Here is a 20071-nt window from a genome sequence, read left to right as displayed (position 1 = left end):
GCGACACTTCTGCGGAGCACCAGAACGAGCCTACGAGGCGTCGCGACTCATGGCGGCGCCTGGATATGGGCAAAGCGATTCACCAGCGTACCCGATCACTGCTCGTTTACGCCTATCGGGTGCGTTCGTACTCCACCCGCAGGCGGGCGTCCTCATGCACGACCAGCAGTCTCGGACGCTGCCACGACCAGTGCTCGGGGAGCAGGAACAGCGTCCCTGGGGCGCGGCGCAGCAGGCGCAGACCGGTGTACCGATAACGGTAGGAGGCACCGATTTCTTCCTCGACCACGATCCCGTCGTCCGAGCGCATCCGCAGATCCTGCACCGAGTACAGGACGACACCGGTCCGCCTGGGCAGTTGGTGGGCGACCGCCTTGCCCGCGTCGCGCCCGGACACCTTCGCGTACGCCCCGGACGCCCCGAACAGACACAGCACCACGGCGGCCCCGGTCAGCAGCACCGACAGCGACCACGACCGCGAGCCGGCCGCGGAGCTGCGCCGGTGCGCACCGATCCGACGCGAGAGCAGCACTCCGTACGCACTGATCGACAGCCCCACCGCGAGCGCGCCCGGCAGCAGCAGCGGCCACCACTGCGCACCACGAACGGGCCACCGGTACACCGCGACCCAGGTCGCGCCCGGCACCACGAACCACGCGCAGCGCAGCGACCACGCGCACCACGCGGCGATCCGCCGATGCCTGCGCAGCCATACCAGCAGCCGGGGGTGCGCCGCTCGTGCCGCGAGCAGCGCGGCGACCAGCACGAGCAGAGGCCGGTACAGCGCACGCAGGCCGTCCGCCAGATACTCCAACGTCGGCGTGTCCAGCACGCTCTCGTCGAACCCCAGGTAGTCGGACCGGGCCGAGGCACGTGCCCAGCCGAAGTGATACAGCAACCCCGCAAGGACGAGCGCCGACACCACGAAGGCGGTGGCGAACTCGCCGACGGGGCTTGCCGATCGCCCCTCCGAGGCGCCCTTGGCGACCTCGGTGCGCGCCGCCTCGACGACCCGATGGGCGGCCCGGTGCGCGGACTTGCGACGCCTGGTGGCCCGTCGAATCGGCACTGCGGATCCGTGTTCCACCGCGTGTGCGGGCCCGGTTGCGGCCTGTACGCCGAACCACCGGGTGAGCATCGAGACCGGCTCGCCGCAGGACACCTCGGCCAACCCCGTCGCGAGGTTGCCGGTCGCCCGGAAGGGTGCGAACTCGGTCGGCCGTCCGGGGACTTGTGCGTGCCCCCCGGCCGGCTCGGCGAACACGTCGGGCTCATCGGACCCATCCGGCCGCACCGGCTCGGCGGCGCCCGCGCGCCCCGTCTCCCGGGTCTGCGCCTCCGGATCCCCCCACGCCTGGCCGGGGACCGGTCCGTACGCCTGCGGTCCCGGCACGCGCCGCCGCTCGCCGCGAGTGCGCGGCACGGCCGACGCGGCCGGCGCGGGCTCGCCCACCCGGGTGGTCGACCCGGTTCCGGGAAACTCGGGCTCATCGTCGGCGAAGTCCGGCATCGGCCCGATGTCCCCCTGCGTGGTCACCGCTTCAGCATGGGCACGGGAAAACTCCGGCTCCAATTTCGCAACACCGCCCGTCACCCGTTCGGCCGCCGGCGCGTGAGGGCGCGACGGGAGCGCGCGCGATCTCGAACCCGACACCGGCGCTAGCGTGTTCGGGTGTCACAGACCCGAGTACTCACTGCGGTCTCGCTCGGCGGCGCCATCGGGGCGCTGGGCCGCTGGGCGCTCGCCGAGGCGCTCCCGCACAGCGGCACGGCATTCCCGTGGGCGACCCTGCTCACCAACGTCACGGGTTGCCTGCTGATGGGGATCCTGATGGGCCTGACCCCGCCCGGCCCGCTGATCCGCCCGTTCCTGGGCACCGGTGTGCTGGGCGGCTTCACCACGTTCTCCACGTTCGCCGTCGAGACTCGCACCCTGGCGGCCGGCCAGGCGTGGGTCTCGGCCTGCCTCTACGTCGTGGGCAGCGTCGCCCTGGGATTGGCCGCCGTACAGGTAGGCCTCGCCATCGCCCGCCGCCCGCGCGAAATCGCCGGATGATCCCGCTGATGGTGGTCCTGGGCGCGCTGATCGGCGCCCCGCTGCGCTACCTGACCGACCTGCACGTGTCCGCGCGCACGAAATCGGCCTTCCCGTGGGGCGTGCTGACCGTGAACGTGGTCGGCTCGCTGATCTTGGGCGTGCTCACCGCCCTGGCCCCCGACGAGCGGATCGCCGCACTGATCGGCACCGGCTTCTGCGGCACCCTCACCACGTTCAGCACCTTCGGCTACGCGACCGTGGACACCTACGCCCGCGGCCGACGCGCCGTCGCCGCCGGCTACATCCTGCTCAGCCTGATCCTGGGCCTGGCCGCGGCCGCCCTCGGCCACGCCGCGGCCGGCTGACGCGCGGTCAGCCGTACCCGTGCTCGTGCAGCCACTCGTCCCCGATCCCGAAGTGGTGCGCAACCTCGTGCACGACGGTCACCTCTACCTCCTCGACGACGTGTTCGTACGTCTCGCAGATCCGCAGGATGGGGTGGCGGTAGATGGTGATCCGGTCCGGCAGCACGCCCGCGTACCAGTCGCCGCGCTCGGTCAGCGGGATGCCCTCGTACAGGCCGAGGAGGCCGGTCCCGTGTTCGCCGTCGGGGGCGGGCTCGTCCTCGACGAAGATCGCCACGTTGTCCATGAGCCTGGTCAGCTCAGGCGGGATCCGGTCCAGGGCCTCGGCCACCAGTTCCTCGAACTCCTCACGCGACATCTCCAGCACTCCCCCATTCTGCGGCTTCGCACCCGTGTTCACCGGGCCTGCCACAGGCCCGAACCGGCCCCCGGTTATCCGCTTTGCAAGCGCCGCCGAAAACCCCGTATAGTTCGGGACGTCCCCGACGGCAACAAGACGCCGGACACGGCCAACAAGCCCCCATCGTCTAGTGGCCTAGGACGTCGCCCTTTCAAGGCGGTAGCACGGGTTCGAATCCCGTTGGGGGCACGCAACAAACCCCCTCCGGGGCCGCAACAAGCCGGACAGCCAGTACGGTAGGGTTCAACACGAAGGAAGCCCGAGGAAACGCGGGTAGAGGTCCTGTGGAGCAGTTTGGAGTGCTCGTCACCCTGTCAAGGTGAAGGCCGCGGGTTCAAATCCCGTCAGGACCGCAAGATGGAAAGATCGGGGCGCCGAAAGGCGCCCTGATCCATCGAGGCCAGGTAGCTCAGTTGGTACGAGCGTCCGACTGAAAATCGGAAGGTCGGCGGTTCGACCCCGCCCCTGGCCACCGCAGCCGGAGAAACCGACGCCCCAGACGATTCGTCGTCCGGGGCGTTCTTGCGTTGTCGCACCGATCACGGTGGGCCGGTCACGCAGGTCGGCTGCCGACGCCCCCGGCCGACTCACCCGCTCGGGTGCAGCCCCGGGCACGGGCTCGTGTCCGTGCCGTTCGTCCCGGACTTCGTCGTGATACTTCGGTCATGAGCGCCGCGGATATCCCCCACCGGATGCCTCCCCGTTCCCCGCACGACGAGACGATGGGGACACGGCTGAACTGGCTGCGGGCGGCGGTGCTGGGCGCCAACGACGGAATCGTCTCCACCGCGGGTCTCGTGGTCGGCGTCGCCGGAGCCACCGACGTGCGCGCCCAGTTGTTCACCGCCGGGCTGGCCGGACTGCTCGCCGGATCGTTGTCGATGGCCGCGGGCGAATACGTCTCGGTGAGCACCCAGCGCGACGCGGAGAAGGCCGCGCTGATCGAGGAGCGACGCGAGTTGACCGACGAACCGGAGGCCGAACTCGACGAGTTGACGGGGCTGTACGAGGAGCAGGGGCTCGCCGGGCCGCTCGCACGGGCGGTGGCCGAGCAGCTCACCGCCCACGACGCGCTCGCCGCGCACGCCCAGGCCGAGCTCAAGATCGATCCGAACGAGCTGACCAACCCGTGGCACGCGGCGGGCGCCAGCTTCCTGGCCTTCACCGTCGGCGCACTGTTGCCGCTGCTCGCGATCGTGCTGCCGCCCGCCTCGATCCGGCTCTCGATCACGGTGGCGGCTGTACTGGTCGCACTGGTGCTGTGCGGCTGGAGCGGAGCCCGATTGGGCGGCGCGCGGCCGATGCGCGCGATCGTGCGCACCACCGCGGGCGGGGCCCTGGCGATGGCGGTCACCTACGGGGTGGGCAGCCTGCTCGGTGCGAACGGGGTCTGAGCAAGATCGCCACCCGGCGCAAAGTCGCCCGATTTCGGTAGTCGTTCACGCCGGTCCGCGCGTTGACGGTCTCGCACTCGACGACGTCGGGCCGGCGGTCCCAGCGCTGCCGCATCGGCTGGGCCGGGCCACCGCCATCGGCGTCCGGGATCGGGCATCCCCACCACCATCGAACAAATCGACCCGGACTCGTCGAGGACTTGCGTGTTTTCCCACTCACCGGGCCACCGCAGGCCCGCCGGTGTCGATACCGTCCTCGGAGTCGGTTCGCATCGGACCGTCACGGACAGCCCGTGGAGCGGAGGACTCGTGGCCACCACCCCCTCTCGTATCGTCAGGCTCGTGTCGTCGGGCTCGCGTCCGCAGCGCAAGGGCGGCGTGAAGTCGACCGCTGTCGCGGCGACCCTGACCCTGACCCTCGCGGGCGCGCTCACCGCGTGCGGGAGCAGCGGCGGCAAGAACTCCGCCAGGAGTGGTTACGCCGAGGTCTGCGCGGACCGCACGCACAACGTGCGCGTCGACGACTTCCGCTGCCTGGGCCGCACCGACCCGACGCTGTCCTGGTACTACGTCCCGCATGCCTGTGGACAGACCCTCACCCCGGCCAGGGGTACGGCACTCGCCGCCGGGCAGGGATCCTTCGATCGCCCGCGCAAGGGCAAAGTGGAACGCGGCGGCTTCGGCTCGTGCCCGTCGAAGAGTTCAAGCTGACGCGGTGTCACATCCGGGAAGGGCTTGAGCCATGCGCCGTATACCCAGCACGCCTCGACCGGGCTGGAAATCGCTCGTCGAGTCGCAGGGGCTGCTCTATGCGACCTGGGAAGAGAACGACGGCACCGAGGTGCCGTACTGGCACGAAGAGGCGTACTACGAGCTCACCCTCGACGAGGTGGACCGACTCGAGGACGTCACCGAGGAACTTCACGAGATGTCGGTCGCCGCGGCCCGGCACGTGATCGAGCGCGGCGACCTGACCGCGTTCGGTCTGCCCGACGAGGCCCGCGACTACCTGCGGATCACGCTCGAGGAGGAACACCCGAGCGTCTACGGGCGGTTCGACCTCGCGTGGGACGGCGACGGCCGGGCGGCCAAGCTGCTCGAGTACAACGCGGACACCCCCACCGCGCTGATCGAGGCGTCCCTGGTCCAGTGGTACTGGCTGCGCGACTGCTTCCCCGAGCGCGACCAGTGGAACAGCCTGCACGAGCGGCTGGTCCACGCGTGGCGGCGGATCAAGCCCTACCTGCGCTCGGAGACGATGCACTTCGCGCATGTGGAGGGCACCGAGGACGAGGAGGAGTGGCTGCACACCGCCTACCTCCGCGACACCGCGACCGAGGCCGGACTGACCACAATCGGCCTGGAGGTCGCCGAGATCGGCTGGGACAGCGAGCGGCTGCGCTTCGTCGACCTGGAGGAGCGGGGCATCGACACGATGTTCATGCTCTATCCGTGGGAGGACATGCTCGCCGAGCCGTTCGGGAAGCACCTGGTGGGCCATCCCCGCTCGTGTCTGTTCATCGAACCGGCCTGGAAGGCGATCCTGTCCAACAAGGCGCTGCTCGCGGTGCTGTGGGAGCTGTATCCCGGCCACCCGAACCTGCTGCCCGCCTTCCTGGACTCGCCGCGCGGCATGGAGTCGTACGTGGCCAAGCCGCTGCACGGGCGCGAGGGCGACGCGATCCGGATCGTCACCCCCGCCGGCGAGCACGTCCAGCCCGCCGAGGCGTACGGCGACGAGGGCTGGTGCTTCCAGGAGTACGTGCCGTTGCCCGACTTCGACGGCAACAAGCCCGTGCTCGGCGCGTGGGTGGTGGACGGGAAGTCCGCAGGCGTCGGCATCCGCGAGTCCAGCGGCCCGGTCACCGACGGGTACGCCCGCTTCCTGCCGCACGTGATCGACGGCCCGGCGCCGGACGAGGACACCCGGCTCGCCTGGCTCGACGAGGGCTGACCGGGCACGCCGCGGGGCGCGTCGGCCATCCTGCTTGCACACAGTTACGAAGGCCGGCGATTCGGCGAGATCGAAATCGCGCCGTAAACGCTCGGAACATTACTCAGCGTGTTCAATCAGCGATTTCGGGCCGGTCCGTCGAATCCATCCCGACGATCCCGGTCGTCGTGCCCGAACGGCACGGGTGGGGTCGGAAACCCCGCGTCCGCCGAGCCCGCGCCGCGGCGCCCCTCGACCAACCGCGCCGCGCGCGGGCCCCGACGGCGCCCACCGGCCTCGCGACCCCCGCAGCGCTCGTAATACCCGGGGACCGCTCCGGGTCGCCCCATGGGCTCGCGCCGCCCGGCCGGCGGCCTCATCGATCGGCCGGACCCAGGAAAGGTCCGAACCACTGCCGCGCGCGGCCGCGCGGGCCGACCGGGAACACCTGTGTGACCAAGGTCACTGTTTTGACTGGAAATGGTTTTCATCGACGGCCGGAAATCGACCGCGCATTCTATGTGATATTTTACTGGACGCCGTCATGGATCCCCCGTGAAAACGGCCGGGCGGGCCCCGTCGGCGCCCCTGGCCGACCGCACCGGACGCCGCCCGGAGCACCGCCCGAGTCCCGGGCCGGCCCGCGGAGCAGCATCGAAGCGACGCCGGGCCGACCGGCATGCCGGATCGACCCCCACCGGGCACACAAAAGAGTGCTGCACCGGACCCGGCGGGATCCGGTGCAGCACTCAGGGGAAAAGCTTTCGACGCAGCCCTCAGGCTTCGCTGCGCTGCTGCGGAATGCCCGCGAGCAGGGCGCGGACCTCCACCTCGCGGTAGCGACGGTGTCCGCCGAGCGTGCGGATCGACGTGAGCTTGCCGGCCTTGGCCCAGCGCGTCACCGTCTTGGGGTCGACGCGGAACATGCTGGCAACCTCGGCCGGCGTCAGCAGCGGCTCGGCATCAGGCGTACGAGCGGTCATGAGCGGCCTCCTCGGGAGAACCGAACCAACACGGTTCTTTCTTCAAATTCTGCACCTTGACCCACGATGTCCTAAATAGTTCACGAGGGCCAAGTCGGTTATAGGACGAACGGCTTGTCCTTCACAGTACAAGTACACCATCCGCCGCACCCGGTTGGTCAAACCGCCGGAATTGGCATCCCAGGGTTCAAGCCACGCGATCCCGAAGGACCAGGCATAGCGGACAGTCACCCGACTGTGACGATGAGTCACTCAGGCCCGAACGACCCCTCGTGTCCACCCCGCCCCACCAGCAACGAAGTATCCCCGATGACCCGACCCGACCAGACCGACTACATCTGGTTTGTCCTTTTCATCATATACGAACCATTCGCTGGCGTATGCACCTTGTTGTGAGTCGATCTCCAACAACCTGGAGGGCTGGGAGTCCCACAACTCGAACCAGCAGGTTGAGAGGCTTTCAGATCGCAGGGTGAGTGAACACGAAAGAGTGACGACGGTCACGCCGAAACTTCATGAAATGCGGACGCTTGCTCAGCTCGCATGCTCCAGGGCACGTACCGTTTGCCAACGCTCCGTAATCCTGCGGTAAGCCGCCGATGCTCGCGCTCCGTCACCGGAGCCCAGCGCGGCGATGCCCTCCGCGACGTCCGCGACCGAGTTCTCGGCCGCCGGATCACCCGACCCGAGCAGTCGCACCAGACCGCCGTAGTCCAACTCGACCAGCGCGCGCGGATGGAACTCCTCCAGCCAGCGGCCCACGCTCTCCAGGCCGGTGATCAGGGCACCGTCCTCGACCGTCTCGCGGAGCACCTTCAGCGCCCGGGCGACCCGACGCCGGGCCTGCACCATCGGCGTCCGGTAGTAGAGCTCGCCCGGCCCCGCCGACGCGTCCTCGGCCGCGGGCACCAGGACTCGCTCGTTCGGGGCGAACAGCACGAACCAGCGCACCGGGACATGCCACGTGCTGCTGTGGATGTGCGGATGCACGTCGGGATGCGCGGACTTCCACCGCTCGTGCTCCAGGTGCGTCTGATCGATCACCATCCGCGGCCAGAACACGTCCAGCACGGTCGCCGGATACTCCCGACGCAGCTCGGCCAGCGCCGTCCAGCAGCGCAGCCGGGTCTGCCGCGGGCAGATCACCGTGACGCCGTCCAGGACGTGCACGTAGGCGTCCTCGCTCTCGTGCGGGGGCGCGATCACCGGAGGGGTGGCCAGGAGGTTCTCCAGGCCGCTCCGGTGCTCCTGTGCGGTCAGCCCGGCGGGCGAGGGCGCCTCGGGCGACGCGGGGGTGCCTGCCGGCTGTGTGGCGGCGTAGTCGGCCCACCGCTCGCGTTCCGGTTCGGGAAACGCGGCAAGCGGCTCGTACACCCGCAGGTACGCCGCGTAAGGGGCAACCACCGAAGTCCGCACGAACGAATCTTGGCACGTCGGCCGGGCCCCGACGTGAAGAAGGTCCAACCCGGTGATCCGCCCGGGTTCTAGGCTTGAACCGCCGCGCAGATCCGCGCGGCGAATACGTCACCACGATCCCATGGAGTCACCACAGTGACCGACAGGATGGATGGCCCCGACGGCACGACGTCGGGCCTGGTGTTCGGCAGGTCGACCGGCCACGAACAGGTCGTCTTCTGCCAGGACCGCGCGAGCGGCCTGCGCGCGATCATCGCGATCTACTCCAGTGCCCTGGGACCCGCCCTCGGCGGCACCAGGTTCCACCCCTACGAGACCGAGGAAGCGGCCGTCGCGGACGTCCTCAACCTCTCCCGCGGCATGGCGTACAAGAACGCCCTCGCCGGGCTCGACCACGGCGGCGGCAAGGCGGTGATCATCGGCGACCCGAACCGGGACAAGTCCGAGGTGCTGCTGCGCGCCTACGGGCGGTTCGTCCAGTCGCTGAGTGGTCGCTACATCACCGCCTGCGACGTGGGCACCTACGTCGACGACATGGACGTGGTCGCCAAGGAATGCGCCTACGTCACCGGCCGCTCCCCCGAGAACGGCGGTGCGGGCGACTCGTCCGTGCTGACCGCGTACGGGGTCTTCCAGGGCATGCTGGCGTCCGCCGAGCATCGTTGGGGCACCCCGACGCTACGTGGGCGCCGGGTGGGCGTGGCGGGCGTCGGGAAGGTCGGCCGGCACCTGGTCGGACACCTGGTCGCGGACGGCGCCTCGGTGGTGATCACCGACGTGGACGAGCGGGCGGTGGCGCGCGTGCGCCACGAGCATCCCGGGGTGGACTTCGCAACCGACACCGACACCCTGATCCGGCTCTCGGACCTGGACGTGTACGCGCCGTGCGCGCTGGGCGGCGCGCTCAACGACGACACCGTCCCGGTGCTGACCGCGGCCGTGGTGTGCGGCGCGGCCAACAACCAATTGGCCCACCCCGGCATCGAGAAGGCGCTCGCGGAACGCGGCGTGCTCTACGCGCCGGACTACCTGGTCAACTCCGGCGGGGTGATCCAGGTCGCCGACGAGCGGCACGGATTCGACTTCGAACGGGCCAAGCGCAAGGCCACGGGCATCCGCGCGACGACCGCGAAGATCTTCGCGGTGGCCGACGAGGAGGGGGTGCCACCGGCCGTCGCGGCGGACCGATTGGCCGAGCGGCGCATGGCGGATGTGGGCCGCCTGCGTGACATCTACCTCCAAAGCTGACCGACACGGTATCGTCAGACTCGGCAAAGGACCCCAGATCAGGCCCCTGACCAGCCGGAACGGCACAGCCCGGTCGGGGTCCGAGCCCCGCTGTCACCCATGCGACGTACCGTCCGGCGGCGGAAGCAGGTACCGTTAATCCCCTACGGGCCGGTTCTCAAGTGCCATCGAACCGACCCTGACTATGAACGCGTGTCAAGACCCGGGGCCGTGAGCCCCGTCGTTGAGGGGGTCGAGCCATGGGGCGCGGCCGGGCCAAGGCCAAGCAGACAAAGGTCGCCCGCCAGCTGAAGTACAACAGCGGCGGTACGGATCTGAGCCGTCTGGCTGAAGAGCTGGGCGCGTCGTCGCCAACCGACTTGCCGATCGGCAAGCCTGAGGTTGACGACGACACGAGTGAAGACGAGTTCGACGACCCCTACGCGGGGTATTCGGCTCGTTACAACGATGACGAAGACGAGGAAGACGACGGCCGATCGCGCCATCGTTGACCCTGCGCTCTTCGTTCTCGAGCATGGGAACGAACGCCCTCTTCAGCCGGGGCGCCCGTGCGCTGCGACACCGCCCGGTCCGGGACCGAGTAGGACGACTACTCGACCCCGGGCCGTTTGGCGTGTTCGCGAACACGCCCACGGAGGTACCGCCGTCCCGATCCGGGACGACGGCCACCGCCGCGGGTGCCTTCGTCATGCCTTGTGATCACCGTTCAGTACGGCCCGGCCCGAGCCGGTGACGACGTCGCCGAGGATCCAGGCGGGTACGCCACGCTCGGCGAGCACCGCGAGCGCCGCGTCGGCCGCGTCCGCGGCGACCACCGCGACCATGCCGACACCCATGTTCAGCGTCTTCTCCAACTCGGCCCGGGCCACCTCGCCGAGCGCGCCGACCAGGCCGAAGATCGGGGCCGGCGTCCAGGTCGAGCGGTCCAGGCGCGCGTCCAGGTGGGCCGGGAGCACGCGCGCGAGGTTGGCCTCCAGGCCGCCACCGGTGACGTGCGAGTAGGCGTGCACGTCGGTACGCCGGGCCAGGTCGAGGCAGTCGAGCGAGTAGATCCGGGTCGGCTCGAGCAGTTCCTCGCCGAGCGTGCGGCCCAGTTCCGGGACGTCCCGGTCCAGGCTCCAGCCGGCGAGCGTGAAGAACACGTGCCGGGTCAGCGAGTAGCCGTTCGAGTGCAGGCCGGAGGCGGCCATCGCGATCACCACGTCGCCCTCGCGCACCCGCTCCGCGCCGAGCAGGCCGTCGGCCTCCACGACCCCGGTGCCGGCGCCCGCGACGTCGTACTCGTTCGGGTCGAGCAGGCCGGGGTGTTCGGCCGTCTCGCCGCCGACCAGCGCGCAGCCGGCCAGTACACAGCCCTCGGCGATGCCCTTGACGATCGCCGCGATGCGCTCGGGGACGACCTTGCCGGTGGCGATGTAGTCGGTCATGAACAGCGGCTCGGCACCGCACACGACCAGGTCGTCGACGACCATGCCGACCAGGTCGTGGCCGATCGTGTCGTGCTTGTCCATCGCCTGCGCGATGGCGACCTTGGTTCCCACCCCGTCGGTCGCGGTGGCCAGCAGGGGGCGCTCGTACCGCTTGAGCGTGGACACATCGAACAGGCCCGCGAAGCCGCCCAGGCCGCCGACGACCTCGGGCCGGGTGGCCTTGCCGACCCATTGCTTCATGAGTTCGACGGCTCGGTCACCGGCCTCGATGTCGACGCCGGCCGCGGCGTAGGTCGCGGTGCGGGGGGTGGGGGTGGACTGGTCGCTCACGGCGGCGGCCCTTTCGGGTCGGGTCGGTGGATCTCCTCGGACGCCCCGCCGCGGCCCCCGGGAGGGGGCCACGACGTGGCGATCCGAAGAAGAGAACTCGGGGACTCGGCTGATCAGGGACGGCGGAGCGCGTCCTCGGCCCCGCCGCCGCCGAGGAGGGCCTGCACGCCGTCCACGTCGGTGCGGACGGTCTGCTCGATGCCTTCGAGGAGGTGCTTGCCCAGCCGCTCGGGGTCGGGCAGTTCGATCGGGTATTCCCCGTCGAAGCAGGCCCGGCACAGCCGGTCCTTGGGGATGGTGGTCGCCTCGACCATCGCGTCGATCGAGATGTAGGCGAGCGAGTCGGCCCCGAGGGACTTGGCGATCTCGTCGACCGAGAGACCGTTGGCGATCAACTCGGCCCGGGTGGCGAAGTCGATGCCGAAGAAGCACGGCCACTTCACCGGCGGCGAGGAGATCCGCACGTGCACCTCGGCCGCGCCGGCCTCGCGCAGCATGCGCACCAGCGCACGCTGGGTGTTGCCGCGCACGATCGAGTCGTCGACGACGACCAGTCGCTTGCCCTGGATGACCTCGCGCAGTGGATTGAGCTTGAGCCGGATGCCCAGCTGCCGGATGGTCTGGCTGGGCTGGATGAAGGTCCGGCCCACGTAGGAGTTCTTGACCAGGCCGTTTCCGTACGGGATGCCGGACTGCTCGGCGTAGCCGATCGCGGCGGGTGTGCCCGATTCCGGGGTCGGCATGACCAGGTCGGCGTCGACCGGGAACTCCTGGGCCAGTCGACGGCCCATCTCGACACGCGACGCGTAGACGCCGCGGCCGGCGATCGTGGTGTCCGGGCGGGCCAGGTAGACGTACTCGAAGACGCAGCCCTTGGGCTTGGCCTCGGCGAAGCGTCGGGTGCGCAGGCCGTGCTCGTCGACCGCGATCAGCTCGCCCGGCTCGATCTCGCGGATGAACGAGGCACCGACGATGTCCAGGGCCGCGGTTTCGCTCGCGACCACCCAGCCACGCTCCAGCCGACCGAGCACGAGGGGCCGGATGCCCTGGGGATCGCGCGCGGCGTAGAGCGTGGTCTCGTCCATGAAGACCAGCGAGAAGGCGCCCTTGACCTCGGGCAACACCTGCATCGCGGTCTGTTCCAGGGACAGGTCCGGGCTGCCGGCCAGCAGCGAGGTCAGCAGATCGGTGTCGCTGCTGGCCTCGATCCGGCCCTGGTAGGGATAGTTCAGTTCGCCGCGATCGGCGCCCTGCTCGGCGACCAGACGGGACAGCTCACCCGTGTTGGTGAGGTTTCCGTTGTGGCCGAGCGCGATGCTGCCGGTCGCGGTTGCCCGGAAGGTCGGCTGGGCGTTCTCCCAGACCGACGAACCGGTGGTCGAGTAGCGGGCATGGCCGACGGCCATGTGCCCGCGAAGCGAGCCCAGAGTGGTTTCGTCGAAGACCTGGGAGACCAGGCCCATGTCCTTGAAGACCAGGATCTGGGATCCGTTGCTCACAGCTATGCCGGCGGATTCCGTTCCGCGGTGCTGCAATGCGTAGAGACCGAAGTAGGTGAGTTTTGCGACCTCTTCGCCGGGGGCCCAAACGCCGAAGACGCCGCAGGCATCCTGCGGGCCCTTCTCGCCGGGGAAGAGATCGTGGTTGAGTCGTCCATCGCCACGTGGCACGTGATCGAGTCTACGACAGGGCCGGATCAGTCGCGGATCACCCCATCAGTGGCAGGTATCCGGACAAGTCGCTGCGTTCGCCACTGGCCAGCACCCGACCGTCCTCGACCGCGTCCGCCCAGGTCAGACGGCCGGTGGCGAGTCGGATCCAGGTCCTTGGGTCGGTCTCGACCACGTTGGGCGGAACGCCCCGAGTGTGCCGGGGGCCTGTGACGCACTGCACTACGGCGAACGGCGGGACGCGGACCTCGACCGAATGTCCGGGCGCCCGGGTCGCCAGCGCGTCGGCCAGTGCCCGGACCACGGTGCCCAGAGCATGCCGGTCGTGCGGGAACGGCTCGCCGGTGGCGCGTTCCAGGTCGTCGGCGTGCACGACCGCCTCGACCAGGCGGGTCACGAGCATGTCGGCGACGCGCATCGGGCCGATCCGGGTGACGGTGATCCGGGTGTCCGGGACGCCGTCCAGGGCGGCGATCGCGGCGTCCGCGTAGTCGGCGGGGGTGTGGCCGGCCTCCGCCATCTCGTCGGCGATGGAGGAGATCACGGCGGCGTACGCGGAGGTGCCGTTCGCCCACTGTTCGACGGTGATCACCGGGCCGGTCGGAACCGGTTCGGCGAGCCAGCACGGCACGGCCCGGATGCTCGCGGCCAGGTGCCCGACCAGGTTGGCGGTGGACCAGCCGGTCAGACCGGAGGGGGCGGCGAGCCGGGTCGGGGTCAGCCGCGCCGTGACGTCCACGATCGCGCGCCACTGCGCGATCAGGGCGGCGCGCACCTTGACCGGGTCGACCTTGCGAGGGCGGGGGGCGGTGGGGCGGCTCGGCATGGGTGCAGGCTAGGCCCTGTCCGGCGGGTCTTGGTGGTCCGCCGGACAGGGCCGGGGGCGCGCGGCCGACCGCGGGTAGCCGATTCGTTTCTGCACAGATTCGGCCCTCGATCGCCCGGACCGGCCGCCGATTCGTCACGCTGGGCGCATGAGCAATTACGGGGATCCGGGCCGGGTCGACGCGACCGCGGCCGAGTTGGCGGCGGCGACCGAACGGGTGCGGCCCGGGCCGATCATCGCGGCGAACTGGCACGGCGGCGCGGCGGACGCCTTCGCGGTTCGCGCGCAGACCTGGCGGCGGGAGTGCGCGGCGACCGAGCCTGCCGTGCTCGCGGTGGTCGAAGCGCTGCGGGCGCACGCCGCGGCGATGCGGGCCGCGCTCGCCCGGATCGCGGCCAACGAGCGGGCCGCCCGGGAGGGGGCCGGGCCCGGCGGCCACGAGCATTTTCCGGCAGGCGGCAGTGCGGCCTGGTTGGACGAGCGGTGGGCGCCTCGGTGACCGGGGGGTTCACCGCGACGCCGGATGTGCTGGTGGCGCTCGCGGGCCGGCTGCGCGCGGTCGCCGGGGAGGTGTGGGCGCTGCGCGAGCGCGTCGCGTCGGTCGATGTGGCGGCGAGCCGGCCGCTGGCGCCGCCGACCTTCGAGGCGGTGCGCGCTCGGCTGCGCGAAGCGGTGGAGACGCTGGATCGGGCCGAGCGCACCGGGGTGGATCTGGCCGACCGGTTGGCCGAGAACGCCCGGGCGTACGCGGAGGTGGACGCGATCGCGGCGACCCGACTGCTGGACCTGGCCGCGCCGGATATCGCTCCCCCGCCGGCCACCGCCTCGGTCCGGGTCGCCGAGCGGCCGTTCGCGCTGCCCGAGGCGTACGACGGACCGGTCACCGTCCGGCCGATCGGCCGCGGCGCGGGCATCACCCGGATAACACCGGTCACACCGATCACACCCGTCGCATCGGACACACCGGTCGCGTCGTCGGTGCCGGGTGGGGGCGAGATCGTGGCCCGGGCGAAGCGGTGGGCCGACCTGCGCCTGGGCTACAGCATGAGCGGACTGCACGACGGCTACCGCACGGACTGTTCGGGGCTGGTCTCGATGGCCTGGGGGCTGCCGCCACCGGGGCTGACCACGGTGACCCTGCCGGAGGTGTCCCACCGGATCGCCAGGGACGAGCTGAGGCCAGGCGACATCCTGCTGAACACCGCCCCGGGCGCGGCCGGACACACGCTGATCTTCGCGGGCTGGGCCGATGAGGCACACACGACCTACCACGCGTACGAGGAGAGCGCCTCGAAGGGCGCGCACTACGGCACGGTGCCCTATCCGTACTGGCCCGGGCACGGTGCGTTCCGCCCGTATCGGTTGGGGACGTAGCACCCGCGGTCCCCGGGGGCGGGGGCGGCATCGCGGGTGCGCTTCGATCGAAATGTGCGAGTCGAACGCCGAAGGTGCCCATGCGGCGTGCGCGGGGCACGTCGCACGGGCACCTCGGTGCGGTGGCTCAGCCGAACAGACCCTCGAGGATCCCCTCGTGGGCGGTGCGCACCTCGTCCAGCGCCACCGTGAAGTGGCCCTGGAAGTCGAGCGTGTCACCGTCGACCACGCCGATCCGGGCGCACGGCAGGCCGCGCACCTTGCACATGTCGCTGAAGCGCAGTTCCTCGCTCCGCGGCACCGCGACGATCGCCCGGCCCGCCGACTCGCTGAACAGCGCGACCGTGGGGTCCAGGTCCTCGGCCAGCACCACTCGGGCGCCGTGGCCACCGGCCAGGCACGCCTCGACCAGTGCCTGGGCCAGGCCACCGTCGGCGAGGTCGTGCGCCGCGTCGATCATGCCGTCCCGCGAACCCGCGATCAGGATCTCGGCGAGCAGCCGCTCGCGCTCCAGGTCGACCCTCGGCGGCAGGCCGCCGAGGTGGTCGTGGGCCACCTGGGCCCAGGCCGAGCCGGAGAGCTCCTCGTGCGTGTCGCCCAGGAGCAGGATGATCTGCCCCTCCTCGGCGAAGCCGATCGGCGTGCGCCGCTCGACGTCGTCGATCACACCCAGCACGCCGACCACCGGCGTCGGGTGGATCGCCGTCTCGCCGGTCTGGTTGTAGAAGGACACATTGCCACCGGTCACCGGCGTGCCCAGGATCTGGCACGCGTCGGCGAGACCACGCGTGGTCTCGGCGAACTGCCACATCACCGCCGGGTCCTCGGGCGAGCCGAAGTTGAGGCAGTCGGTGACGGCCAGCGGCTTGGCGCCGGTGGTGGCCACGTTGCGGTAGGCCTCGGCCAGTGCGAGCTGCGCGCCGGTGTACGGGTCGAGCTTGCAGAAGCGGCCGTTGCCGTCGGTGGCGAGCGCGACGCCCAGGCCGCTCTCCTCGTCGATCCGGACCATGCCGGAGTCCTCCGGCTGGGCCAGCACGGTGTTGCCGAGCACGTACTTGTCGTACTGCGCGGTGACCCACGACTTGTCCGCCAGGTTCGGCGACGCGACCACCTTCAGCAGGGTGGCCTTGAGCTCCTCGGCCGTACCCGGGCGGGGCAGCCGCTCGGCGGCGTCCGCCTGGAGCGTGTCCTGCCACTGGGGGCGGGCGTACGGGCGCTCGTAGACGGGACCCTCGTGCGCGACGGTGCGCGGCGGCACATCGACGATCTGCTCGCCGTGCCAGTAGATCTCCAGCCGGTCGCCCTCGGTGACCTCGCCGACGACGGTGGCGATCACGTCCCACTTGTCACAGATCTCCATGAAACGGGCCACGTGGGCCGGCTCCACGACCGCGCACATGCGCTCCTGCGACTCGCTCATCAGGATCTCTTCGGGCGAGAGCGTGTGGTCGCGCAGCGGGACGGTGTCCAGCTCGACCCGCATGCCGCCGGAACCGGCCGAGGCCAGCTCGGAGGTGGCGCAGGACAGACCCGCACCACCGAGGTCCTGGATGCCCGCGACCAGGTGCTCGCGGAACAGCTCCAGGGTGCACTCGATCAGCAGCTTCTCCTGGAACGGGTCGCCGACCTGGACGGCCGGGCGCTTGGCCGGGCCGTCTGCGTCGAAGGTCTCCGAGGCCAGGACCGAGACGCCGCCGATCCCGTCGCCGCCGGTGCGGGCGCCGTACAGGATCACCAGGTTGCCCGCGCCCGAGGCCTGCGCGAGGTGGATGTCCTCGTGCTTCATCACGCCCACACACAGGGCGTTGACCAGCGGGTTGCCCTGGTAACAGGGGTCGAAGACGATCTCGCCGCCGATGTTGGGCAGGCCCAGGCAGTTGCCGTAGCCGCCGATGCCCGCGACCACGCCGGGCAGCACCCGCCGGGTGTCGGGGTGCTCGGCCGCGCCGAATCGCAGCGGGTCCATCACCGCGACCGGGCGGGCACCCATCGCCAGGATGTCGCGCACGATGCCACCGATGCCGGTCGCGGCGCCCTGGTAGGGCTCCACGTAGGAGGGGTGGTTGTGCGACTCGACCTTGAAGGTCACCGCGTAGCCCTGGCCGACGTCGACGACGCCGGCGTTCTCGCCGATGCCCACGAGCATCGCGTCGTTCTCGGGCATCTTGTCGCCGAACTGGCGCAGGTGCACCTTGCTCGACTTGTACGAGCAGTGCTCGGACCACATCACCGAGTACATCGCCAGCTCGGACGAGGTCGGCCGGCGGCCGAGGATCTCCAGGATGCGCGCGTACTCGTCCGGCTTGAGGCCGAGTTCGGCGAAGGGCTGCTCGACCTCGGGGTGGTCGACCGCGTTCTTGACGGTGTCCAGGCTCATCAGGCGTTCACCAGGCGCTTCAGGATCGAGGTGAAGAACGGAAGGCCCTCGGTCGTCGGGCCGGTCAGCGGCTCGACCGCGTGCTCGGGGTGCGGCATCAGGCCGACCACATTTCCGGCGGCGTTGCTGATGCCGGCGATGTCGCGACGCGATCCGTTCGGGTTGACGTCGAGGTATCGCGCGACCACGCGGCCCTCGGCCTCCAGCATGTCCAGGGTGTGCTCGTCGGCGACGAAACCGCCTTCACCGTTCTTGAGCGGAACGGTGATCTCCTGCCCCTGCTCGAAGTCCGACGTCCATGCGCTGGACACGTTCTCGATGCGCAACTTTTGGTCACGGCAGATGAAGTGCAGGTGATCGTTGCGGGTGAGCGCGCCCGGCAGCAGGTGGGATTCGCAAAGAATTTGGAAACCGTTGCAGATGCCCAATACCGGAAGGCCGGCCTGCGCCTGCTCGATCACCGATTCCATGACCGGCGAGAAGCGCGAGATCGCGCCGCAACGCAGGTAGTCGCCGTAGGAGAATCCACCGGGCAGGACGACCGCGTCGACCTGCTGGAGGTTCTTGTCCTTGTGCCACAGCGCAACCGGCTCGGCACCGGCGATGCGCACCGCGCGCTGGGCGTCGCGGTCGTCGAGCGAGCCGGGGAAGGTGACGACGCCGACGCGGATCGTCACTTCCCCTCCTCCGCCTCGACGCGGACCACGAAGTCCTCGATCACGGTGTTGGCGAGAAACGACTCGGCGGCTTCGCGGATGCGGGCGAGGGCGGCCTCGTCGGCCGGCCCCTCCAGCTCCAGTTCGAAACGCTTGCCTTGGCGGACGTCGGTGATTCCGTCGAATCCCAGACGCGGCAGCGCGCGCTGCACGGCCTGCCCCTGGGGATCGAGGATTTCCGGCTTGAGCATGACGTCGACGACGACGCGTGCCACAGGCACTCCCACTGTGATGGTTCGGGCCGGTCCGTATCCGGGATACGGGGGTTCGGACCCTGCTGCTGGATCGGGCCGGTCGACGCCGGCACCCGATGGATCGGCGGTATCAGGGTACCGGCCGCCTCCGGGCGACCGCCCCGACGCCGAGTTATCCACAGTTCTGGGGTTGTCCACAGGCGGGTTCGCCAAGCCTCGATGTCAATAAATCGCCTTCAAACGGGCAATGTGCCTCACTTGGCTCTCTCGGATCGTCGACATGACCGGATGTTATCCACAGGCTGTGGATCCTTCACTCGTCGGCGGATGGACACGCCCACCCGCGCGCGGCGAGAGGAATATCTCGCGTATCGTGAAAACGAATCGCCGACCGGTAAATTAGCGCTTACCGAACCGAAGAACTGCGGACCACACCGCGACGGTTCGCGTTTAGCGCCTAGACTCGGCAATGTAGTTTTGTTTTTCGCCTCGGTGCTATCACCCGAGAGGACACCGCCATGGCCCAGCGTGTAGTCGTCAGCCTGCACGACGACATCGACGGAAGCGAGGCCACGGAAACCATCCGTTTCGGCCTCGACGGCAAGTCGTATGAAATCGACCTTTCGGAAGAGCACGTTCAGCAGATGCGGGATGCCCTCGCCCCTTATCTCGCGGTCGCCCGGCGAACCGCGCGCACGGGAAAGCCGTTCCGTCAGACGACGGTCGCCTCCGACCCCGCGGCGGTGCGGGCCTGGGCTCGAGCGCGCGGCATGGACGTGCCCGCCCGCGGGCGCATCCCGGCCCGCGTGTACGCGGAATTCGAGGCTGCCAACACCGCCAACTGACGACACCCCACCCTCCCGGCACCCGGCACGATCCACGCCCGGCCGGGCCTTCCGTCCCCGTCCTGCGTCCGTCGGCAGGACGGGGATCGGGACACCCGCGAAAGAACTTTTCCGGCAAAGTCGGACATTTGTAACGAAGCAACTTCGGAGCGTACTGGGCACCCCCGGGGGTCCTATAGAGTTCTCTTGCACCCGGGAAACCGGGGAACACACGCAGGCGTAGCTCAGTGGTAGAGCGCCCCCTTTCCAAGGGGGAGACGCAGTGTTCGATTCCTGTCGCCTGCTCTGCTCGACCCCTCGAACCGAGGTCGGTGGCAACCACCTCCGCGGATCGGGTAGGGTTGGGGACACAACGCGGGGCCGAAACCCCGAGTCGTGCGGACGTGGCTCAGTTGGTAGAGCATCACCTTGCCAAGGTGAGGGTCGCGAGTTCGAATCTCGTCGTCCGCTCCATGAGAAGGCCGGATCACTTATGTGATCCGGCCAACCAGCTGTGAGCGAAAGGCAAGCGTAAAAAAGGAAAAGAGTCGGG

At 69.9% G+C, this 20071-nt stretch carries 20 protein-coding genes and 5 tRNA genes; 15 read left to right on the top strand and 10 right to left on the bottom strand.

What is annotated here, in order from left to right; all coding sequences use genetic code 11:
• Positions 1–112: 112 nt before the first annotated feature.
• The gene (locus tag ABZS54_RS13605; protein ID WP_355534364.1) at positions 113–1537 is read right to left on the bottom strand and encodes a hypothetical protein; all 1425 of its coding nucleotides are present in this window, start codon (positions 1535–1537) and stop codon (positions 113–115) included.
• Between the two features lie 135 nt (positions 1538–1672).
• On the opposite strand from ABZS54_RS13605, the gene crcB (ABZS54_RS13600) reads away from it, so the two are divergent.
• Together crcB (ABZS54_RS13600) and crcB (ABZS54_RS13595) are read left to right on the top strand one after the other, a co-directional pair.
• Positions 1673–2056: a fluoride efflux transporter CrcB gene (gene crcB / locus ABZS54_RS13600; protein WP_355534362.1), complete on the top strand. Its 384-nt coding sequence runs from the start codon at positions 1673–1675 to the stop codon at positions 2054–2056.
• Positions 2053–2403 carry a fluoride efflux transporter CrcB gene (gene crcB / locus ABZS54_RS13595; protein ID WP_355534360.1) on the top strand — a complete coding sequence of 117 codons (351 nt, stop codon included), beginning with the start codon at positions 2053–2055 and terminating at the stop codon, positions 2401–2403. Before crcB (ABZS54_RS13600) ends, crcB (ABZS54_RS13595) begins: the two co-directional genes overlap by 4 nt.
• Before the next feature lie 7 nt (positions 2404–2410).
• Here crcB (ABZS54_RS13595) and ABZS54_RS13590 read toward each other — a convergent pair whose 3' ends face one another.
• On the bottom strand, positions 2411–2770 hold the full coding sequence (locus tag ABZS54_RS13590) for a metallopeptidase family protein (RefSeq protein ID WP_355534358.1): 360 nt from the start codon (positions 2768–2770) through the stop codon (positions 2411–2413).
• A 149-nt stretch (positions 2771–2919) separates the two neighbouring features.
• Between ABZS54_RS13590 and ABZS54_RS13585 the strand changes: the two genes are divergently transcribed.
• The 6 genes from ABZS54_RS13585 (at position 2920) to ABZS54_RS13560 (ending at position 6151) form a co-directional block, all read left to right on the top strand.
• A tRNA-Glu gene (locus tag ABZS54_RS13585) sits at positions 2920–2992 on the top strand.
• 89 nt (positions 2993–3081) lie between these two features.
• Positions 3082–3156: transfer RNA gene (locus ABZS54_RS13580), tRNA-Asp, on the top strand.
• Between the two features lie 45 nt (positions 3157–3201).
• Positions 3202–3275, top strand: a tRNA-Phe gene (locus ABZS54_RS13575).
• A gap of 193 nt (positions 3276–3468) precedes the next feature.
• On the top strand, positions 3469–4197 hold the full coding sequence (locus ABZS54_RS13570; RefSeq protein WP_355534356.1) for a VIT family protein: 729 nt from the start codon (positions 3469–3471) through the stop codon (positions 4195–4197).
• Between the two features lie 342 nt (positions 4198–4539).
• The gene (locus ABZS54_RS13565; protein WP_355534354.1) at positions 4540–4908 is read left to right on the top strand and encodes a hypothetical protein; all 369 of its coding nucleotides are present in this window, start codon (positions 4540–4542) and stop codon (positions 4906–4908) included.
• Between the two features lie 31 nt (positions 4909–4939).
• A complete protein-coding gene (locus ABZS54_RS13560; RefSeq protein ID WP_355534352.1) occupies positions 4940–6151 on the top strand; it encodes a glutathionylspermidine synthase family protein in 1212 nt (403 codons plus the stop codon).
• Between the two features lie 755 nt (positions 6152–6906).
• Here the strand turns inward: ABZS54_RS13560 and bldC are convergent.
• Both bldC and ABZS54_RS13550 read right to left on the bottom strand, forming a co-directional pair.
• Complete coding sequence (gene bldC, locus ABZS54_RS13555; protein WP_020555617.1) at positions 6907–7113, bottom strand: developmental transcriptional regulator BldC; 207 nt, start codon at positions 7111–7113, stop codon at positions 6907–6909.
• 534 nt (positions 7114–7647) lie between these two features.
• Complete coding sequence (locus ABZS54_RS13550) at positions 7648–8529, bottom strand: hypothetical protein (RefSeq protein ID WP_355534350.1); 882 nt, start codon at positions 8527–8529, stop codon at positions 7648–7650.
• A 147-nt stretch (positions 8530–8676) separates the two neighbouring features.
• Between ABZS54_RS13550 and ABZS54_RS13545 the strand changes: the two genes are divergently transcribed.
• Both ABZS54_RS13545 and ABZS54_RS13540 read left to right on the top strand, forming a co-directional pair.
• Positions 8677–9777: a Glu/Leu/Phe/Val dehydrogenase dimerization domain-containing protein gene (locus ABZS54_RS13545; RefSeq protein WP_355534439.1), complete on the top strand. Its 1101-nt coding sequence runs from the start codon at positions 8677–8679 to the stop codon at positions 9775–9777.
• 239 nt (positions 9778–10016) lie between these two features.
• Positions 10017–10268, top strand: a complete 252-nt coding sequence (locus tag ABZS54_RS13540) for a DUF3073 domain-containing protein (protein WP_020555620.1) — start codon at positions 10017–10019, stop codon at positions 10266–10268.
• Between the two features lie 195 nt (positions 10269–10463).
• On the opposite strand, the gene purM is transcribed toward ABZS54_RS13540, so the two are convergent.
• The 3 genes from purM to ABZS54_RS13525 form a co-directional block, all read right to left on the bottom strand.
• Complete coding sequence (gene purM / locus ABZS54_RS13535) at positions 10464–11537, bottom strand: phosphoribosylformylglycinamidine cyclo-ligase (RefSeq protein ID WP_355534348.1); 1074 nt, start codon at positions 11535–11537, stop codon at positions 10464–10466.
• Between the two features lie 113 nt (positions 11538–11650).
• A complete protein-coding gene (gene purF / locus ABZS54_RS13530) occupies positions 11651–13207 on the bottom strand; it encodes an amidophosphoribosyltransferase (protein ID WP_355534346.1) in 1557 nt (518 codons plus the stop codon).
• Positions 13208–13244: 37 nt separating this feature from the next.
• Entirely contained in the window at positions 13245–14033 is a 789-nt protein-coding gene (locus ABZS54_RS13525) for a sterol carrier family protein (protein WP_355534344.1), read from the bottom strand.
• 148 nt (positions 14034–14181) lie between these two features.
• On the opposite strand from ABZS54_RS13525, the gene ABZS54_RS13520 reads away from it, so the two are divergent.
• Positions 14182–14532: a hypothetical protein gene (locus tag ABZS54_RS13520; protein ID WP_355534342.1), complete on the top strand. Its 351-nt coding sequence runs from the start codon at positions 14182–14184 to the stop codon at positions 14530–14532.
• Entirely contained in the window at positions 14529–15407 is an 879-nt protein-coding gene (locus ABZS54_RS13515; RefSeq protein WP_355534340.1) for a hypothetical protein, read from the top strand. The genes ABZS54_RS13520 and ABZS54_RS13515 overlap by 4 nt, the downstream gene beginning before the upstream one ends.
• 127 nt (positions 15408–15534) lie before the next feature.
• On the opposite strand, the gene purL is transcribed toward ABZS54_RS13515, so the two are convergent.
• The 3 genes from purL to purS are packed head-to-tail and all read right to left on the bottom strand — an operon-like array spanning position 15535 to position 18715.
• Complete coding sequence (gene purL, locus ABZS54_RS13510; RefSeq protein ID WP_355534338.1) at positions 15535–17784, bottom strand: phosphoribosylformylglycinamidine synthase subunit PurL; 2250 nt, start codon at positions 17782–17784, stop codon at positions 15535–15537.
• Positions 17784–18461 (bottom strand): phosphoribosylformylglycinamidine synthase subunit PurQ, encoded by a 678-nt coding sequence (purQ, locus tag ABZS54_RS13505; RefSeq protein ID WP_355534336.1) that lies wholly within the window; start codon positions 18459–18461, stop codon positions 17784–17786. Before purQ ends, purL begins: the two co-directional genes overlap by 1 nt.
• Positions 18458–18715, bottom strand: a complete 258-nt coding sequence (purS, locus tag ABZS54_RS13500) for a phosphoribosylformylglycinamidine synthase subunit PurS (protein ID WP_355534334.1) — start codon at positions 18713–18715, stop codon at positions 18458–18460. Before purS ends, purQ begins: the two co-directional genes overlap by 4 nt.
• 497 nt (positions 18716–19212) lie before the next feature.
• Between purS and ABZS54_RS13495 the strand changes: the two genes are divergently transcribed.
• The 3 genes from ABZS54_RS13495 (at position 19213) to ABZS54_RS13485 (ending at position 19992) form a co-directional block, all read left to right on the top strand.
• Positions 19213–19539: an Lsr2 family protein gene (locus ABZS54_RS13495; RefSeq protein ID WP_020555629.1), complete on the top strand. Its 327-nt coding sequence runs from the start codon at positions 19213–19215 to the stop codon at positions 19537–19539.
• Between the two features lie 213 nt (positions 19540–19752).
• Positions 19753–19824 (top strand) — tRNA-Gly (locus ABZS54_RS13490).
• A 92-nt stretch (positions 19825–19916) separates the two neighbouring features.
• Positions 19917–19992: transfer RNA gene (locus tag ABZS54_RS13485), tRNA-Gly, on the top strand.
• Positions 19993–20071 lie beyond the last annotated feature (79 nt).

The sequence above is a fragment of the Embleya sp. NPDC005575 genome (genome assembly GCF_040605455.1).
In the GTDB taxonomy this organism is placed as follows: Bacteria; Actinomycetota; Actinomycetes; order Streptomycetales; family Streptomycetaceae; genus Embleya.
The sequence above is the reverse complement of the archived record's forward strand: the minus strand, read 5'-3'. Positions and strand labels throughout refer to the sequence as shown.

Coding starts and splice junctions, on each gene's coding strand:
- crcB (WP_355534360.1), top strand. CDS start 2,053: ATGATCCCGCTGATGGTGGTCCTGGGCGCGCTGATCGGCGCCCCGCTG.
- ABZS54_RS13570 (WP_355534356.1), top strand. CDS start 3,469: ATGAGCGCCGCGGATATCCCCCACCGGATGCCTCCCCGTTCCCCGCAC.
- ABZS54_RS13560 (WP_355534352.1), top strand. CDS start 4,940: ATGCGCCGTATACCCAGCACGCCTCGACCGGGCTGGAAATCGCTCGTC.
- bldC (WP_020555617.1), bottom strand. CDS start 7,113: ATGACCGCTCGTACGCCTGATGCCGAGCCGCTGCTGACGCCGGCCGAG.
- ABZS54_RS13545 (WP_355534439.1), top strand. CDS start 8,677: ATGGATGGCCCCGACGGCACGACGTCGGGCCTGGTGTTCGGCAGGTCG.
- ABZS54_RS13540 (WP_020555620.1), top strand. CDS start 10,017: ATGGGGCGCGGCCGGGCCAAGGCCAAGCAGACAAAGGTCGCCCGCCAG.
- ABZS54_RS13525 (WP_355534344.1), bottom strand. CDS start 14,033: ATGCCGAGCCGCCCCACCGCCCCCCGCCCTCGCAAGGTCGACCCGGTC.
- ABZS54_RS13520 (WP_355534342.1), top strand. CDS start 14,182: ATGAGCAATTACGGGGATCCGGGCCGGGTCGACGCGACCGCGGCCGAG.
- purL (WP_355534338.1), bottom strand. CDS start 17,784: ATGAGCCTGGACACCGTCAAGAACGCGGTCGACCACCCCGAGGTCGAG.
- ABZS54_RS13495 (WP_020555629.1), top strand. CDS start 19,213: ATGGCCCAGCGTGTAGTCGTCAGCCTGCACGACGACATCGACGGAAGC.